Annotated in this window: 14 protein-coding genes; 3 read left to right on the forward strand and 11 right to left on the reverse strand. The window is 65.9% G+C overall.

The window, feature by feature from the left end:
* The gene (mazG, locus tag GGQ64_RS00455; protein ID WP_183797766.1) at positions 1 to 834 is read left to right on the forward strand and encodes a nucleoside triphosphate pyrophosphohydrolase; all 834 of its coding nucleotides are present in this window, start codon (positions 1 to 3) and stop codon (positions 832 to 834) included.
* Between the two features lie 32 nt (positions 835 to 866).
* Here mazG and hflX read toward each other — a convergent pair whose 3' ends face one another.
* The 8 genes from hflX to dusB all read right to left on the reverse strand — a co-directional run bounded on the left by hflX (position 867) and on the right by dusB (position 11,602).
* Positions 867 to 2,219, reverse strand: a complete 1,353-nt coding sequence (hflX, locus tag GGQ64_RS00460) for a GTPase HflX (protein WP_343059397.1) — start codon at positions 2,217 to 2,219, stop codon at positions 867 to 869.
* 44 nt (positions 2,220 to 2,263) lie between these two features.
* Entirely contained in the window at positions 2,264 to 2,506 is a 243-nt protein-coding gene (gene hfq / locus GGQ64_RS00465) for an RNA chaperone Hfq (protein ID WP_183799062.1), read from the reverse strand.
* Between the two features lie 243 nt (positions 2,507 to 2,749).
* The gene (gene trkA, locus GGQ64_RS00470) at positions 2,750 to 4,126 is read right to left on the reverse strand and encodes a Trk system potassium transporter TrkA (protein WP_183797768.1); all 1,377 of its coding nucleotides are present in this window, start codon (positions 4,124 to 4,126) and stop codon (positions 2,750 to 2,752) included.
* 30 nt (positions 4,127 to 4,156) lie between these two features.
* Positions 4,157 to 5,524, reverse strand: coding sequence for a nitrogen assimilation response regulator NtrX (ntrX, locus tag GGQ64_RS00475; RefSeq protein WP_183797770.1), 1,368 nt, complete (start codon positions 5,522 to 5,524; stop codon positions 4,157 to 4,159).
* Positions 5,514 to 7,787, reverse strand: coding sequence for a sensor histidine kinase NtrY-like (locus GGQ64_RS00480; protein ID WP_183797772.1), 2,274 nt, complete (start codon positions 7,785 to 7,787; stop codon positions 5,514 to 5,516). The genes ntrX and GGQ64_RS00480 overlap by 11 nt, the downstream gene beginning before the upstream one ends.
* Positions 7,788 to 7,979: 192 nt before the next feature.
* Positions 7,980 to 9,434: a nitrogen regulation protein NR(I) gene (gene ntrC / locus GGQ64_RS00485; RefSeq protein ID WP_183797775.1), complete on the reverse strand. Its 1,455-nt coding sequence runs from the start codon at positions 9,432 to 9,434 to the stop codon at positions 7,980 to 7,982.
* Between the two features lie 3 nt (positions 9,435 to 9,437).
* On the reverse strand, positions 9,438 to 10,583 hold the full coding sequence (locus tag GGQ64_RS00490; RefSeq protein ID WP_183797777.1) for a two-component system sensor histidine kinase NtrB: 1,146 nt from the start codon (positions 10,581 to 10,583) through the stop codon (positions 9,438 to 9,440).
* Positions 10,580 to 11,602, reverse strand: a complete 1,023-nt coding sequence (gene dusB / locus GGQ64_RS00495; RefSeq protein WP_210300106.1) for a tRNA dihydrouridine synthase DusB — start codon at positions 11,600 to 11,602, stop codon at positions 10,580 to 10,582. Before dusB ends, GGQ64_RS00490 begins: the two co-directional genes overlap by 4 nt.
* Positions 11,603 to 11,758: 156 nt before the next feature.
* On the opposite strand from dusB, the gene GGQ64_RS00500 reads away from it, so the two are divergent.
* Together GGQ64_RS00500 and GGQ64_RS00505 are read left to right on the forward strand one after the other, a co-directional pair.
* The gene (locus GGQ64_RS00500; protein ID WP_183797779.1) at positions 11,759 to 12,970 is read left to right on the forward strand and encodes a bifunctional 2-C-methyl-D-erythritol 4-phosphate cytidylyltransferase/2-C-methyl-D-erythritol 2,4-cyclodiphosphate synthase; all 1,212 of its coding nucleotides are present in this window, start codon (positions 11,759 to 11,761) and stop codon (positions 12,968 to 12,970) included.
* Positions 12,971 to 12,972: 2 nt separating this feature from the next.
* The gene (locus GGQ64_RS00505; RefSeq protein WP_183799068.1) at positions 12,973 to 13,467 is read left to right on the forward strand and encodes a CinA family protein; all 495 of its coding nucleotides are present in this window, start codon (positions 12,973 to 12,975) and stop codon (positions 13,465 to 13,467) included.
* A gap of 14 nt (positions 13,468 to 13,481) precedes the next feature.
* On the opposite strand, the gene GGQ64_RS00510 is transcribed toward GGQ64_RS00505, so the two are convergent.
* The 3 genes from GGQ64_RS00510 to GGQ64_RS00520 form a co-directional block, all read right to left on the reverse strand.
* Positions 13,482 to 13,646 (reverse strand): hypothetical protein, encoded by a 165-nt coding sequence (locus tag GGQ64_RS00510; RefSeq protein WP_183797781.1) that lies wholly within the window; start codon positions 13,644 to 13,646, stop codon positions 13,482 to 13,484.
* Between the two features lie 62 nt (positions 13,647 to 13,708).
* Positions 13,709 to 14,158, reverse strand: a complete 450-nt coding sequence (locus tag GGQ64_RS00515) for a type II toxin-antitoxin system RatA family toxin (RefSeq protein ID WP_183797783.1) — start codon at positions 14,156 to 14,158, stop codon at positions 13,709 to 13,711.
* 79 nt (positions 14,159 to 14,237) lie between these two features.
* Positions 14,238 to 15,647, reverse strand: a complete 1,410-nt coding sequence (locus tag GGQ64_RS00520) for a pyridoxal phosphate-dependent decarboxylase family protein (protein ID WP_183797785.1) — start codon at positions 15,645 to 15,647, stop codon at positions 14,238 to 14,240.
* Between the last annotated feature and the right edge of the window lie 49 nt (positions 15,648 to 15,696).

Raw genomic sequence — 15,696 nt, forward strand, 5'->3', positions numbered from 1 at the left:
ATGCAGCCGTCCCGCGACATCAAGGGCCTACTCGACATCATGGCCGCGTTGCGCCAGCCCGAGACCGGCTGCCCCTGGGACGTGGTTCAGACCTTCGAGACCATCAAGCCCTACACGATCGAGGAAGCCTACGAGGTCGCCGACGCGATCGAGCGCGCCGACATGCACGACCTCTGCGACGAACTCGGGGACCTGCTGCTGCAGGTCGTCTTCCACGCCCGCATGGCCGAGGAAGCAGGCACGTTCGCCTTCGGCGACGTGGTCGAGGCGATCACAAAGAAGATGATCCGCCGCCACCCGCATGTCTTCGACCGGTCCGATGCCGACACCCCCGAACGGGTCAAGGCACAGTGGGACGCAATCAAGACGGCCGAAAAGCGCGAGCGCAGCGAACGGCGCGCCGTCCGCGGACTGCCGCCTGAGACCGACGAGGGCTACCTCGGCTCGGTCCAGCGCACGTTCCCTGCCTTGGTCGAAGCCCTGAAGCTGCAGGAGCGCGCCGCCAAGGTCGGCTTCGACTGGTCGGAGCCGGAGCCCATCCTCGACAAGATCGAGGAGGAGATCGGCGAGCTGCGCGAGGCGCTGCGTCAGGGCGATCGCGCGAAGGTGGCCGATGAACTGGGCGATCTGATCTTTGCGGTCGTCAACATCGGCCGGCACACCGATACGGATGCGGAAATGGCGCTCCGCGGTACCAACGCGAAATTCCGCCGCCGTTTTGCCCACATAGAAACAGAGCTTCAGGCTTCAGGTGAGACGCTGGAGGAAGCGACGCTGGAGCGCATGGAAGACCTCTGGCAGGCCGCCAAGGCGATCGAACGGCAGCTCGGCTGAGGCGCGGCGCCCCTGGTCGCACAATCTGTACGCTACCGTTCCCAATCCTCAAGCGGGCGTTTCGCACCCTGCCCGAGCCGCCGGTCCAGTTCCGAGGCTTCGGTCTCGGTCAGCCGCGCGGAAATGCGCACGCTGCCGTCTTCCTGGTCTTCGCGCTCATCGACGATCGAATGATCGTAGAGCCAGGGCAAAAGCTGAAGCTGGTCGACCGGAAGCACGACATCGCGGTCGACGAGAATGCCGGACAGCCGCCGGTTGATGTCGTTCATCAGCGCATCGACACCCTCGCCGGTCAGTGCCGAGACGGCGATCGTGTTCGGCGTGGCGGCGGCCTTCTGCACCAGCGCCTCGCGCGCCTCTGCCGGCAAGTCGTCGATCTTATTCCAGACCTCCAGGATCCGCTCCGCCCCATCCTTCTCGTCGATGCCGAGATCGGTCAGGATACGCAGGACGTCGGAGGCCTGGGCGCCGTTGTCCGGATCGGACATGTCGCGCACGTGCAGGATCAGATCGGCTTCAAGCACCTCCTCCAGCGTCGCCCGGAAGGCGGCGACGAGGTGGGTCGGCAGGTCGGAGATGAAGCCCACGGTATCGGACAGGATCACGGTGCGGCCCTGCGGCAGCTTCATCCGCCGCAGCGTCGGGTCGAGCGTGGCAAACAGCATGTCCTCGGCAAGGACGCCAGCCCCGGTGATCCGGTTGAACAGCGTCGACTTGCCGGCGTTGGTGTAGCCGACCAGCGCCACGATCGGATGCGGCACCTTCTTGCGCTTGGCGCGATGCAGCTGGCGGGTGCGCCGAACCTGCTCGAGCTCGCGCTCAAGCCGCACGATCCGTTCCTGCAGCAGCCGCCGGTCGGCCTCGATCTGGGTTTCGCCCGGGCCGCCCATGAAGCCGGCACCACCGCGCTGGCGTTCCAGGTGGGTCCAGCTGCGGACCAGGCGGCCCTTCTGGTAGTTGAGATGGGCGAGCTCGACCTGGAGCGTACCCTCCTTGGTGGAAGCCCGGCGGCCGAAGATCTCCAGGATCAGGCCGGTCCGGTCGATGACCTTCGCGTTCCATGCCTTCTCGAGATTGCGCTGCTGCACCGGCGTCAGCGGATGATCGACGATCACCAGTCCCGCCTCGTTGGCATCGAGCGCCGTCTTGATTTCCTCGATCTTGCCGGTGCCGAGCAACGTGCCGGGCTTGGGTTGGCTGACCGGCACGACCGCCGAGAAGACGACGTCGAGATCGATGGCGCGGGCAAGCCCGATCGCCTCGGCCAGGCGCGCCTCGTCCGAGCGCACGGAGGCGCCGTTCGTGTCGGCCCTGCCCTTCTTGAGCACCGGCGCAATGACGACGGCACGCGAATCGTCGCGGCGCTTTTCGGGCTCCGGAACGATCGAATCCTGGGATGTATCGCGTTTGCTAATCAGCCTTCACCTTGTCAGGAGGCGCTCTCTTCGCTCTCGAACATCTGCAGCGGCTGGCCGGGCATGATGGTGGAGATGGCGTGCTTGTAGACGAGCTGCGAGTGGCCGTCGCGCCGCAGGAGCACGCAGAAATTATCAAAGGACGTCACGACGCCCGTCAGCTTCACGCCGTTGATCAAGAAGATTGTGAGGGAAATCTTTTGCTTGCGAACGGTATTGAGAAAAAGGTCTTGCAGATTCTGAGAACGTTCCGCCATCGCGCCGCTTCTTTCTTGATTGCCGGTCCTGCCGACCGGTTGACTAAAACATTGATGCCCCGAAGACAGGCGACGCACATTTTCGCCCATCCATCGGTTTAGGTATCAAATCGCAGACTTCTCCGCAACGTCGAAAAGATCATCATACCACTTCCGTGCAGGACTGCCGGCAGCGGGCAAATGACGGGCCCAGACACCGTCGATAGGCGCCCCGGTCGGCGCTTCTCCTGGCTCGCCCCGCGCCTAGAAATACTGGATGCTGACGCGGAAGAGCTGCTGGACGTGGCGGACGGCGTCTCCCGTCGCAAGCAGCACCACCCGGTCCTTCGCCTTGATGCGCAATTCGCCGCTCGGCGGCAGCACGGTTCCTTCGCGGTAGATCGCTCCGATGCGGATGCCGTCCGGCAGGTCGAGATCGCGCAGCGATGTGCCGACGAGCGGCGAGGTCTCCAGCGCCTCGGCCTCGATCACCTCGGCAGATCCCTTCTGCACGGCATAGACCGAGCGGATGCGCCCCTTACGCACGTGCTGGAGGATGCCGGAGATCGTGACTGCGCGCGGATTGATGTGCGCGTCGATGTCCATACTGTCGATCAGGTCGTGGAATGCCGGGTCGTTGAGGAGCACCAGGCTCTGCTTGCAGCCGAGGCTCTTGGCCATGACGCTGCCGAGAATATTGATCTGGTCGTTGTTGGTCAGGGCGACGAAAAGGTCGGCATTCTCCATGTCGGCCTGCTGCTGCATCTTCTGGTCCAGTGCCGAACCGTGGAGGACCACCGTGTTGCGCAACTGGTCTGCGATGTGGATCGCCCGCTCGCGGTCGTTTTCGATGATCTTGACGCGCGTCCGCGGCTGGAATTGCTCGATCGTCTTCGCAACGAAGAGGCCGATATTGCCCCCGCCGGCGATGACGATGCGCCTGGCTTCCTGCTCCTCATGGCCGAACAGCGACAATGTGCGCCTGACATGCGCGGCGTCGCAGACGACATAGGCGAGGTCTCCGGTCTGCAGCTCGTCCGCAGACTTGGCGACAAACAGCTTGCCTTCGCGAAAGACCGCGGTCACCGTTGCTTTCAGGTCGGGAAAGAGTTCCGTCAGCTGCTGGAGCGGCGTGTTGACGACCGGGCAGTCCTCCATGCATTCGATCGCGAGCATGACGATCTTGTCGTCGGCGAAGCGGACGACATCGGTGGCGCCGGGATAGGAAATCCGCCTGAGCGCCATCTTGCCGACCTCGATCTCCGGCGAGATCGCGACATCGATCGGCATGTCGTCGCGCGAAAAGAGATCCGAATATTCCGGCGCCAGATAGCTCTGCGCCCGGATTCGGGCGATCTTCGTCGGCACCTTGAACAGGGAATGGGCGACCTGGCAGGCCACCATGTTGATCTCGTCGTGCAGTGTGACGGCGATGATCATCTCCGCCTCCTCCGCGCCGGCGCGCGCCAGCACTTCCGGATGGGCGCCGTGGCCGACCACGCCGCTGACGTCGAGGGTCTCGGTGATCGCCGCAATCAGCGCAGCCGAGATATCGATGACCGAGACGTCGTTGTCTTCCTGTGACAGCCGCTCGGCGATGCCGTAGCCGACCCGGCCCGCGCCGCAGATGATGACCTTCATGTGCCGTACCCCGCAGCCCGCATGCTTCCGTCAGACACCCAGCGATTTCAGCTTGCGATGAAGCGCCGAGCGTTCCATGCCGACGAACTCGGCCGTGCGCGAGATGTTGCCGCCGAAGCGGTTGATCTGGGCGATTAGGTAGTCGCGCTCGAACATCTCGCGCGCCTCGCGCAGCGGCAGGGTCATGATGTGCTGGGCGCCCTGGCTGGAGACCTTCGGCAGCATGTCGCCGACATCCGTCGGCAGCATGTCGGCAGTGATCGCGCTATCCGGACCGTCGCTGCGGGCGAGGATCATCAGGCGTTCGATGTTGTTTCGCAGCTGCCGGATGTTGCCCGGCCAGTCGTGCGCCTGCAGCACCGCGAGCGCATCGTCGCCGATCTTCCGGGCGCGGATCCCGGCCTGCTCGCTGATCTGGCGCATGAACATGTCGACGAGGAAGGGAATGTCCTCGCGCCGCTCGGCAAGCGGCGGCACCCGCACGGGCACCACGGCGAGGCGATGATAGAGGTCCTCCCGGAACACGGCCTCGGCAATGAGGCTCTCGAGATTGTAGGCAGTGGACGAAATGATGCGGACGTCGACCTTCACCCGCTTCGAGCCGCCGACGCGCTCGAACTGCTGGTCGACGAGCACCCGCAGGATCTTGTTCTGGGTCTCGCGCGGCATTTCGCCGATCTCGTCCAGATAGAGGATGCCGCCGTGAGCCTCCTCCAGCGCACCGGTCTTGCGCTGCTGCCCGCCGCCGCCGCCCTCGGTGCCGAAGAGCGCGATCTCCATCCGCTCCGGCGTGATCGCCGCTGCGTTCAGCACGACGAACGGGCCGTTGGCGCGGCTCGACTTGCGGTGGATCATCCGCGCCACGAGTTCCTTGCCGGAACCGGACGGGCCCAGGATCATGATGCGGCTGTTGGTCGGGGAAACCTTCTCGATGGTCTGGCGCAGCTGCGAGACGGCCACCGACGTGCCGATCAGTTCGACGGCGTCGCCCGAGCGGCGCTTGAGCTCGGTCACCTCCCGCCGCAGCTTGGAGTTCTCCAGCGCCCGTTCGGCGATCAGGATCAGCCGGTCCGCCTTGAACGGCTTCTCGATGAAGTCGTAGGCTCCGCGCCGGATCGCCGACACGGCGGTCTCGATATTGCCGTGGCCGGAGATCATCACGACCGGGAGGTCGGGATAGCGGCTCTTGATCTCGTCGAGCAGCGCAAGCCCGTCCAGCCGGCTCCCCTGCATCCAGATATCCAGGAAGACCAGCCGCGGCACGCGGTCGCTGATGGCCTGCAGCGCGCTGTCGCTGTCGTAGGCGGTCCGCGTCTCGTGTCCCTCGTCGGAGAGGATGCCCGACACGATCTCGCGGATATCCTCCTCGTCGTCCACCACCAGAATGTCAGAGGCCATGGGTCAGTTCCTTGTCTTTTTCTTCCGCATCGACGGCCAGGTTGTCCTCGACGGGCAGGATCACGCGGATCATCGCCCCGTGGCCGTTGTCGAAGTCCGGCGGCGCGTCGTGCAGCTCCAGCTGCCCGCCGTGGTCTTCGATGATCTTCTTGACGATCGCCAGCCCGAGCCCCGTGCCCTTCTCGCGCATGGTCATGTAGGGTTCCAGGATCCGGTGCCGGTTCTCGGTCGGCAGGCCCTTGCCGTTGTCGACCACGTCGACGACGAAATGCCCGCTCGTCCTGTCGCGTCCTGCGCGCACGAGGATCTTGCGCTCGTCGCGCTGGACGTCGGCCGGCAAGGCTTCGATCGCCTCAACCGCGTTCTTGATGATGTTGCCGAAGGCCTGTCCCAGCATGCGCGAATCGAAGTGGCCGACGAGCGGCTCCTGCTCGAAGTCCTTCATGAAGGTGACGTGCGTGTTGCCCATCTCGCGCAGGAACACGGCATCCTTCAGAATGGCGCGCAGGTCCGACCTGTCCTTGGTCGGCTTGGGCATGCGGGCAAAGGAGGAAAACTCGTCGACCATGCGGCCGATATCCTCGACCTGGCGAACGATCGTGTCCGTACACTGGTCGAACACGGAGCGGTCGTCCTGATTGATCTGCTTGCCGTAGCGACGGCGGATGCGCTCGGCCGAGAGCTGGATCGGCGTCAGCGGGTTCTTGATCTCGTGGGCGATGCGGCGGGCGACATCGGCCCAGGCGGTCGAGCGCTGGGCGATGACGAGGTCGGTGATGTCGTCGATGGTGATGACATAGGATTCCTTGGCATCCTTCGCCTCCTCGCGCGTGACCTGCACGTTCAGCGTCCGCTCGGTGCCGCCGCGCATGATGTTGATCTGCCGGCGATGGTCGTTGCGGAATCGATGCGTGGCCTCCTGCAGCACCTCGTCCACCTCGGGCGAGATCTCCGCCAGTTGCGCGCCGACGAGCGATCCCGCCGGGCGCCCGAACAGGAGCTCGGCCGAGGAATTGGCGATCGTCAGCCGGCCGCCCTCCTCCACGCCGATCACGGCAGCCGTCACGCCGGAGAGAACGGCCTCGATGAAGTGGCCGCGCTGTTCCATCTCGTCCTTGGCGTCGAGGATCTGTCCCTGCTGCGCCCGGATCTCCGCGATCATCTTGTTGAAGGTGCGCGACAGGTTGCCGACGTCGCCATCGGCAGTCCGCACCGGCACGTGCACGTCGAGATTGCCGGATCCGACGGCATCCGCCGCGCCGATGAGCAGCCGGATCGGCCGCACGATGCGGTCGGCCACCGCGATCGCCGTCCAGATCGCCGCCAGAAGCACGATCAGCGCAAAGCCGAGATAGAGCACGCCGAATGCCACCTGCAGCGACATCCTGCCGGCCTCCAGCGCGCGGTACTCGGCGGTGTTGTCCTCCATCATCCGCATCGAGCGCATCACTTCGGGATCGACGGTGCGGATCGTGTAGAGGAAGGTGTCGGGTATGTTGTCGAGCTTGATCACCGCGCCGACGAGATTGGTCGTCCCAGGCGGAATGAGCGTCGGCTGGCCGGCAGCGGCCGCCTTCAGCGCCTCGTCGGGAACCGCAGGCAGGGGTTTTTCTGTCGGGATGTTGGCCTGCAGGACCTGCGACCCGTCTCCGCGCACCAGGAACGCCCCGAGCATGCCGCGGCCGCGCGCCTGGCGGGTGATGAGGTCGGTGAAGCCGGTGCGGTCGAGGCTGTAGAGTTGGCGGTTGCGCTCCAGGTCGTTCGACATCGACACGGTCTGGCCCTGCAGGTAGCTCGCATTCTCCAGCACATAGGCCTGCGCCACGTTCAGCGACGAGCTGACGATCGACTGCGTGCGGATCGAGAACCAGCGGTCGAGCCCGACGTCGAGCGTGATCGAGGCGAAGATGGCGACCAGGATCGCCGGCGTGATCGCCACGATCGAAAACAGCGCGACGATGCGCACGTGCAGGCGCGCCGCCGCGCGACCGCGCGAGCGGGCCTTGAGCAGGCGGGCGATCTCGCGGCCGATCAGGATGATGAGGCCGATGACGAAGATCGCATTCACCGCCACCGAGGCGATGATCACGTTCGCCACCGGCTTGATCGGAGTCAGCCCCAGCAGGATGAAGAGCGAAAGGGTCGCCGCGACCAGGGCTCCGCCGGCAAGCAGCAGACCCGGAAGCGCGAACGAGGCCCTGCGGTCACTGCCGTTGCCGGCGATGTCTTCACCACCCCCGATGGGGGTCGCATTCTCGTTCATCCGAAGCACTCACTCCGACCGGCCAGGGACTGGCCGATACACTCGTTCTGGCAGAAGCACGGGTCCGCAAGCCAAAGCTCCGGGACGCCTGCGAAGAGAACGAGAAAGGACCACCGCCTATTCGCCCCCGCGTGCATCTGTTACCACCATGCAACACAATGTGGCGAAAATGCAACGCACCAACGGGTGAAATCAAGCCAATCGCGAGCTGCGATACACCGAGACGCCGAGCTCGCGGATCTTCTTGCGCAGCGTGTTCCGGTTGAGCCCGAGAAGGTCGGCCGCCTTGATCTGGTTTCCGCGCGTGGCGGTCAGGGCGGCGAGGATCAGCGGATATTCCATTTCGGCCAGAACCCGGTCGTAAAGGCCCGGCGGCGGTAGGCCGTCGCCGAAACCGGCGAAGTACTGGCGCATGTTTTCCTCCACCGCCTGCGAGATCGAAAGCGCCCCGCTGCGGGCGGCAGCCTTCTCGATCGGGCTGTCGGGGATATCCGCGCGCAGTTCCGCCTCGATGATTTCGCGGGTGATGACATCCTGTGGATAAAGTGCGGTCAGCCGCCGCACGAGGTTCTCGAGCTCGCGCACGTTGCCCGGCCAGGGATGCGCCTTCATCAGGTCCAGCGCCTCCTGGTCGAATCGCTTCACATCCAGACCCTCCTTCTCCGCCTGCTGGACGAAGTGGCGCACGAGATCGGGAATGTCCTCGGCGCGGTCGCGCAAGGGGGGCAGCCTGAGCGGTACGACATTCAGGCGGTAGTAGAGGTCCTCGCGGAAGAGGCCCTGATTGATCGACTGCTTCAGGTCCTTGTTGGTGGCGGCAACGATGCGCACGTCGGTGCGGATCGGCGTGCGCCCCCCGACCGTCGTGTATTCTCCCTGCTGCAGCACGCGAAGCAGGCGCGTCTGCGCGTCCATCGGCATGTCGCCGATCTCGTCGAGGAACAGCGTGCCGCCCTCGGCCTGCTCGAAGCGGCCGGTCGAGCGGTTCTGCGCCCCGGTAAAGGCCCCCTTCTCGTGGCCGAACAGCTCCGATTCGATGAGGTCGCGCGGGATCGCCGCCATGTTGATCGCCACGAAGGGTCCGTTGCGACGCTTGCCGTAGTCGTGCAGGGCGCGCGCCACCAGTTCCTTGCCGGTGCCCGATTCGCCGGTGATCATCAGCGTCAGGTCGGTCTGCATCAGCCGCGCAAGAACCCTGTAGATCTCCTGCATGGCCGCCGAGCGGCCGACCAGCGGCATGCCGTCCTGGGTGTCGTCGTCGAGCTTGACCGGCTTCTTCTTGGGCTCGGCCAGCGCGCGGCCGATGATGGCGATCAGTTCCGTCAGGTCGAACGGCTTCGGCAGGTAGTCGTAGGCGCCGCGCTCGGACGCCTTGATCGCCGTCATGAACGTGTTCTGCGCGCTCATCACCAGCACTGGCAGGTCCGGGCGCGCCTTCTTGATGCGCGGCAACAGATCGAAGGCGTTCTCGTCCGGCATGACCACGTCGGTGACCACGATGTCGCCCTCGCCGGCCGAGATCCAGCGCCACAGCGTCGCGGCATTGGAGGTGATGCGGACATCATAGCCTGCCCGGCTCAGCGCCTGGTTGAGTACGGTTCTGATCGCCGCATCGTCGTCGGCAACAAGGACTGTGGCGCCTGTCATCTGCTATTTCCTCTGCTCTCGGGAGGTATCATCATCCTCGCGCAACCCCTTGGAGGCGGGCATCAGCACGCGGAACGTCGTGCGGTGGCCCTGGCTGTCGCATTCGATGATGCCACCATGGCCACCGATGATCTTGGCAACGAGCGCCAGCCCGAGCCCGGATCCGTTGGTCTTGGTGGTGATGAAGGGATCGAACAGGTGCGGCAGGAGATCGGTCGGCACGCCCGGCCCATTGTCGTGCACGCAGAATTCCAGCGGCAGCGAGACCTTCTCGCGCGTGCCGGCCACCGACAGGCGGATGCCCGGCCGGTAGGCCGTGGTCAGCTGGATCTCGCCGTCCGGCCGGTCGCCCACGGCCTCGGCCGCGTTCTTGATGAGGTTCAGGAACACCTGCACGAGCTGGTCGCGATTGGCGAAGACCGGCGGCAGCGACGGATCGTAGTTCTCGGTGATCTTGATGTTTCGGGCAAAGCCGGCGCTCGCCACCGCCTTCACATGGTCGAGAACGGAATGGATGTTGAGCGCCACCCGGTCAACGGGGCGCTCGTCGGAGAACACCTCCATACGGTCGACCAGCGAGACGATCCGGTCCGTCTCGTCGCAGATGAGCCGCGTGAGCGCCCGGTCCTCGTCCTCGACGGAGGTCTCCAGGAGCTGTGCCGCGCCACGGATGCCGGAGAGCGGGTTCTTGATCTCGTGCGCAAGCATCGAGGCGAGCCCGGTCACCGAACGGGCGGCGGCGCGATGGGTCAGCTGGCGGTCGATCTTGTCCGCCATCGAGCGTTCCTGCAGCACGACCACCACCGAGCCCGGCTCGGTCCCAACCGGCGCCACGTAGAGGTCGACGAGCTTGTCGGCGCCCAGTCGCGGCGAACTGAGGTCGACCCGGTATTCGTTGACCGGCGCCAGCCGCTCCCTCACCTGATCGATCAACGTGAGAAGAGGGCTTCCGAAGGGTATGAAATTGCTGACATTATGCCGCGACAGGTGGCTGGCGCTCGCCCCGAAGAAGGACTCCGCCTCCCAGTTGGCGAAGGCGATATGCCCCTCCGCATCGACGAGGATGACCGGATTCTGGATGGCGTTCAGCACCGCCATTGCCAGTCCATTGCCGTCGGATTGCCGACGTTCGTCGTCTGAGCTGGTCATGCCGCCTTCTCTTCCCGTCGCACCGCCGTGCCGTGTTCGATCAATGCAGCAGCCAGCCGGTCAGCCACGAAGCCGCTGTCCGTCGATGTCATCAGGGCGGCCTTTGCCGTGGGTTCCAGTCCGGGCGCATGGCGATCCAGGTACCATCCCACATGCTTGCGCGCGTGCCGCAGGCCTGCGACGGCGCCGTGGAAATCGAGCATCATCCGGTAATGCTCGACGGCAACGGTCGCAAGCGCCGCGCCGCGGGGTGGCATGCATGCGCCGGCCAGCACCGCAGGCAGCCACGGACGTCCCTGTGCTGCGCGCCCGACCATGACGGCGTCGGCGCCGGAACGCCGCAGGATCTCCACCGCGTCCTCGGCCGTGTCGACGTCACCATTGGCAACGAGCGGCACCTTGATCGCCTCGCGCACGGCGCGGATCGCGTCCCAATCGGCCTTGCCTTCGTAGAACTGCATGCGCGTGCGCCCGTGCACCGTGATCATCTGCACGCCGGCGGCTTCCGCGCGGGCGGCGATCTGCGGCGCGTTCAGGCTGTCGTGATCCCAGCCGAGCCGCATCTTGACCGTCACCGGCACCTTGACCGCGGCGACCGTCGCCTCGATCAGCCTCAGCGCATGGTCGGGTTCGCGCATCAGCGCCGATCCGGAATAACCGCCGATGACCTTCTTTGCCGGACATCCCATGTTGATGTCGATGATATCGGCGCCGTTTGCCTCCGCCAGTCTGGCCGCCTCCGCCATCCAGCCGGCATCGCGCCCGGCCAATTGCACCATGTGCGGGCGAATGCCGCGATTGCGGATCCGCGCCCAGGATTCGGGTGCGTTGGCGGCAAGCTCGCGACTCGCGATCATTTCCGTGACGACCAGGCCCGCACCGAAGCGCCAGGCCAATTCGCGGAACGGCAGATCCGTGACGCCCGACATCGGCGCGAGGACGACGCGGTTTCGCAGGACTTGCCGCCCGATCGCCAGGGGATCTGAAAGGAACGCCGAAACCAAATGCTTATCTTTCAAGCAATATTCTATCGTGCATTATTTTTAGCCATCTTTATGCCGCTTGCCAAGTCGTTTTGGCACAGTGCCGCAAATTTCCGCAACGCGTCTGGCAAAGCGGCGGCGATCGTTCTAAACCGGCCGGAACGGCTTCTACCGTGAGGGAACCAGGGCAGAATGGGCGCACAGAAACGGATCAACTGCGGTGTGATCGTCGTCGCCGCCGGACGCGGCGAGCGGGCCGGATCGCATCCGGACGGCCCGAAGCAATATCGTCGGATCGCCGGAAGGCCTGTTATTTCCCATACCCTCGAGGCCTTTGTCAAATGGGATCCCGCCTGCCGGATCGTCGCAGTGATCCATCGCGACGACCGCGACCTGTTCGATACCGCGCTGGATCATCTGGAAGGCGGCCGGGACCGGATCCTCGCCGTGACCGGCGGCCGCACGCGACAGCAGTCCGTGCTTGCCGGCCTCGAGGCGCTGTCGTCCCTCGACGTCGACCATGTGCTCATTCAGGATGCAGTCCGGCCCTTCGTCGACACGGTCCTGCTCGACCGGATTGCGGCAACGCTCGCATCCGGGGAGTGCGCCGTCCTGCCCGCCGTCGCCGTCGCAGATACGCTCAAGCGCTCCGATTCCGCCGGTCACGTGCTGGAGACGGTTCCGCGCACCGGCCTCTTCGCCGCCCAGACACCGCAGGCTTTCCATTTCGCCACCATTCGCGACGCCCACCGCCGCGCCGCCGAGGACGGCCGCGACGACTTCACCGACGACGCGGCGATCGCCGAGTGGGCGGGCGTCCCCGTCCGCCTGGTCGAGGGATCGGCGGCGAACGTCAAGCTGACCCTGCAGAAGGATCTCATCATGGCAGACGAAAGGCTTTCGGCGCCGCTTCCCGACGTGCGCACCGGCAACGGCTACGACGTCCATCAACTCGAGCCCGGCGACGGCGTCACGCTTTGCGGCGTCTTCATCCCGCACGACCAGAGGCTGAAAGGCCACTCCGATGCGGACGTGGCGCTGCATGCCCTGACCGACGCGCTGCTCGCCACCTGCGGCGCCGGCGACATCGGCGATCACTTCCCGCCTTCCGACCCGCAATGGAAGGGGGCTGCGTCGAGGATCTTCATCGAGCATGCGGCCAAGATCGTGCGCGCGCGCGGCGGCACGATCATGAATGCCGACGTGTCCCTGATCGCCGAGGCGCCGAAGATCGGACCGCACCGGGACGAGATGCGGCGCAGGCTTTCCGAATTCCTCGGGATCGCGCTGGAGCGCTGCTCGGTCAAGGCGACGACCAACGAGACGATCGGCTTCGTCGGCCGCCGCGAGGGGATCGCCGCGATCGCCACCGCCACCGTGGTCTATCGCGGGCAGCCGTCGTGAGCATGTGGCCGGACGATATCGAGCAGGCGGCCGCCCGGCTGATCGCGGACTTCACGGCGCGCGGGCTTCTGGTTGCGGCCGCCGAATCCTGCTCCGGCGGCCTCATCGCCGGCGCCCTCACCGAGATCGCCGGATCGTCCGCGGTCGTCGACCGTGGCTTCGTCACCTATTCCAACGAGGCGAAGACGGCGCTTCTCGGGGTCCGGCCGGAGACGCTATCGGTGCATGGCGCGGTCTCCGAGCAGACAGCGCTGGAAATGGTCGAAGGGGCGCTCACAGCCTCCAGGGCCGATTGCGCGGTCGCCGTCACCGGCATCGCCGGTCCGGGCGGCGGATCGCCGGAAAAGCCCGTCGGCCTCGTTCACCTGGCGGCAGCGCGCCGCGGCGGACCGACGCTGCACCGGGCGATGCGCTACGGCGAGATCGGCCGCCACGAAATCCGCCTTGCCACGGTCCGCACGGCACTGGAGATGCTGGCCGAACTCGCGGCCGGCTGAGCGCCCGGTTTCGTTCAACGCTGCGGTGCGAAACGGCGCACGCCCGGTGCCGGCGCACCGGCCATCGACGCGGAAACGGACGACGCGCCGTTGCCGGTAACCCCCGTCTGGTTTGCAAAGACGAGGAAGGCGGCAACGGCCAGCGACACGATATTCAACGCAACAAGCAGTCCACGCATGCCCGGACCTCCAGCATTCCGCCCGACCCTTGCAGTCGTGACGAATGAGGCGGGCAATTTGTTCAGTTGCCGTAGATCGTATCGGCGCGCTTTTCGAAGGCTTCTGAGAACATGTGGAAGGCGCGATCGAACATCGAACCCATCAGCGCACCGAGGATCCGGCTCTTGAACTCGTAGTCGATGAAGAAATGCACGTTGCACCTTCCCTCGCCCAATGGCTCGAACCGCCAGCGATTGTCGAGATAGCGGAACGGGCCGTCCAGATATTTGACGTCGATCGCCTCCTCGGCCGGATTGAGCAGCACCTGCGTGGTGAAGGTCTCGCGGATCGCCTTGTAGCCGACCGTCATGTCGGCCACCAGCAGTTCCCTGCCGTCGCGCTCCTTGCGCGAGCGAATGGCAAGCCCCTCGCAGAGCGGCAGGAACTCGGGATAGCGCTCCACGTCTGCGACGAGGGCATACATCTGTTCAGGGCTGTGCGGTACCGGCCGCCGGGTTTCGAACTGTGGCATGCGCTGGAGATATTAAAACACACGCCGCGAAACAAGATGGCGCGCACCGAAGGCGACGCTTTCCGTGCTGGCACCCGCCTTAGTCGGCCCCGTCCACCGCCCGTTCATACGCCGACAGGATGGCATCGGCCGCAAGCTGCGCCTCACGCTCGTCGGTCTGCCAGTTGCAGACCGACAGCCGCATCACCTGCCGTCCTCGCCAGACCGCGCCGCCGGCAAAGATCCGGCCATCCTTCTGCACCAGCGCGATCACCTCCTGCGTCAGCCGGTCGCCGGCGTCCGGCGAAAGCTTCGCCCCGAACCGCAGGATCACCTGGTTCAGTTCCACCGTGTTCAGCACCGCAATGCCGTTGCGCTCGGCCAGCCGTTCGGCCAGCGTCGTCGCGGCCCGGCAGTTGCGTTCGATCATGGCGGCAATACCGCTGCGACCGAGGTGGCGGATCATCGCCCAGGTGGCAAAGCCCCGCGCCCGCCGCGACAGTTCCGGCACGTAGTGGCTCGGGTCGCGCTCGCCTTCCCGCGCCAGCGGCAGATAACTGGCCGCGATCGTCATGGCCCGCCGGTGCGCAAGCTCCTCGCGCACGATCGCATAGCCGCTGTCATAGGGCGTCTGCAGCCACTTGTGGCCATCCATCGCCCAGCTGTCGGCAAGCTCGACGCCTGTGGCAAGCGGCCGCCGCTCCGGGCACGCCCGCGCCCAGAGCCCGAAGGCGCCGTCGACATGCACCCACGCGTCCTTAGCCTTGGCGAGCGGCACGAGCCTCTGGAAATCGTCGAATGCCCCGGTATTGATCTGGCCGGCCTGCACGATGGCGATCGCCGGACCGTCGACCGCGGCAATCGCCTGCCCGAATGCCTCAGGCCGGATACGACCTTCCCCGTCCGTCTCCACGCGCACGACGCGATCGTGGCCGAGACCCAGGAACTGCAGGGCCGAAAAAACCGTGGTGTGGGCGTCGTCGCCGATCAGCACGGCAATCGGCGGCGCGCCGAAGAGGCCTTTCGAATCCGGATCCCAGCCGTGGGCGCGCAGGACCGCGCCGCGCGCTGCGGCAAGACAGGTGAAGTTGGCGACCGTGGCGCCGGTGACGAAGCCGATGGAGCTTTCGCGCGGCAGGTCCAGGAGGTCGAGGAGCCAGCGACCGGCGACGACCTCGGCGGCGGCAGCAGCCGGCGCCGCCACGTGGTTTCCGGCGTTCTGCCCCCAGGCCGACGTCAGCATGTCGGCTGCGACGCCCGCCGGATGCGAACCACCGATCACCCAACCGAAAAAGCGCGGGCCGGCCATGAGATGCAGGCCGGGCTCGGCCATGGCGACCAGCTGCATGAGCACGCCTTCCGCGTCGGCGCCCTCGTCCGGCAGGGGTTCGGAAAAGATGGAGACGCTGTCGGCATAGCCACGCAAGGGCCGGTGCGGCCGCTCCGGCACATCGTTGCGAAAGCGCGCGGCCTCGGCTGCCGCCAGGCGAAAAAGGCTGTCCACCTCCATCCGCAACCTCCCCGCGGGCAAAGGCGCTGCAATGCCCTGCCCGCCTAAA

The organism is Mycoplana azooxidifex, from assembly GCF_014196765.1.
GTDB classification, from domain to species: Bacteria; Pseudomonadota; Alphaproteobacteria; order Rhizobiales; family Rhizobiaceae; genus Mycoplana; species Mycoplana azooxidifex.

Coding starts and splice junctions, on each gene's coding strand:
- GGQ64_RS00515 (WP_183797783.1), bottom strand. CDS start 14,158: ATGCCACAGTTCGAAACCCGGCGGCCGGTACCGCACAGCCCTGAACAG.
- trkA (WP_183797768.1), bottom strand. CDS start 4,126: ATGAAGGTCATCATCTGCGGCGCGGGCCGGGTCGGCTACGGCATCGCC.
- GGQ64_RS00490 (WP_183797777.1), bottom strand. CDS start 10,583: ATGACCAGCTCAGACGACGAACGTCGGCAATCCGACGGCAATGGACTG.
- hfq (WP_183799062.1), bottom strand. CDS start 2,506: ATGGCGGAACGTTCTCAGAATCTGCAAGACCTTTTTCTCAATACCGTT.
- GGQ64_RS00500 (WP_183797779.1), top strand. CDS start 11,759: ATGGGCGCACAGAAACGGATCAACTGCGGTGTGATCGTCGTCGCCGCC.
- ntrC (WP_183797775.1), bottom strand. CDS start 9,434: ATGACAGGCGCCACAGTCCTTGTTGCCGACGACGATGCGGCGATCAGA.
- mazG (WP_183797766.1), top strand. CDS start 1: ATGCAGCCGTCCCGCGACATCAAGGGCCTACTCGACATCATGGCCGCG.
- GGQ64_RS00480 (WP_183797772.1), bottom strand. CDS start 7,787: ATGAACGAGAATGCGACCCCCATCGGGGGTGGTGAAGACATCGCCGGC.
- GGQ64_RS00520 (WP_183797785.1), bottom strand. CDS start 15,647: ATGGAGGTGGACAGCCTTTTTCGCCTGGCGGCAGCCGAGGCCGCGCGC.
- ntrX (WP_183797770.1), bottom strand. CDS start 5,524: ATGGCCTCTGACATTCTGGTGGTGGACGACGAGGAGGATATCCGCGAG.
- GGQ64_RS00510 (WP_183797781.1), bottom strand. CDS start 13,646: ATGCGTGGACTGCTTGTTGCGTTGAATATCGTGTCGCTGGCCGTTGCC.
- GGQ64_RS00505 (WP_183799068.1), top strand. CDS start 12,973: ATGTGGCCGGACGATATCGAGCAGGCGGCCGCCCGGCTGATCGCGGAC.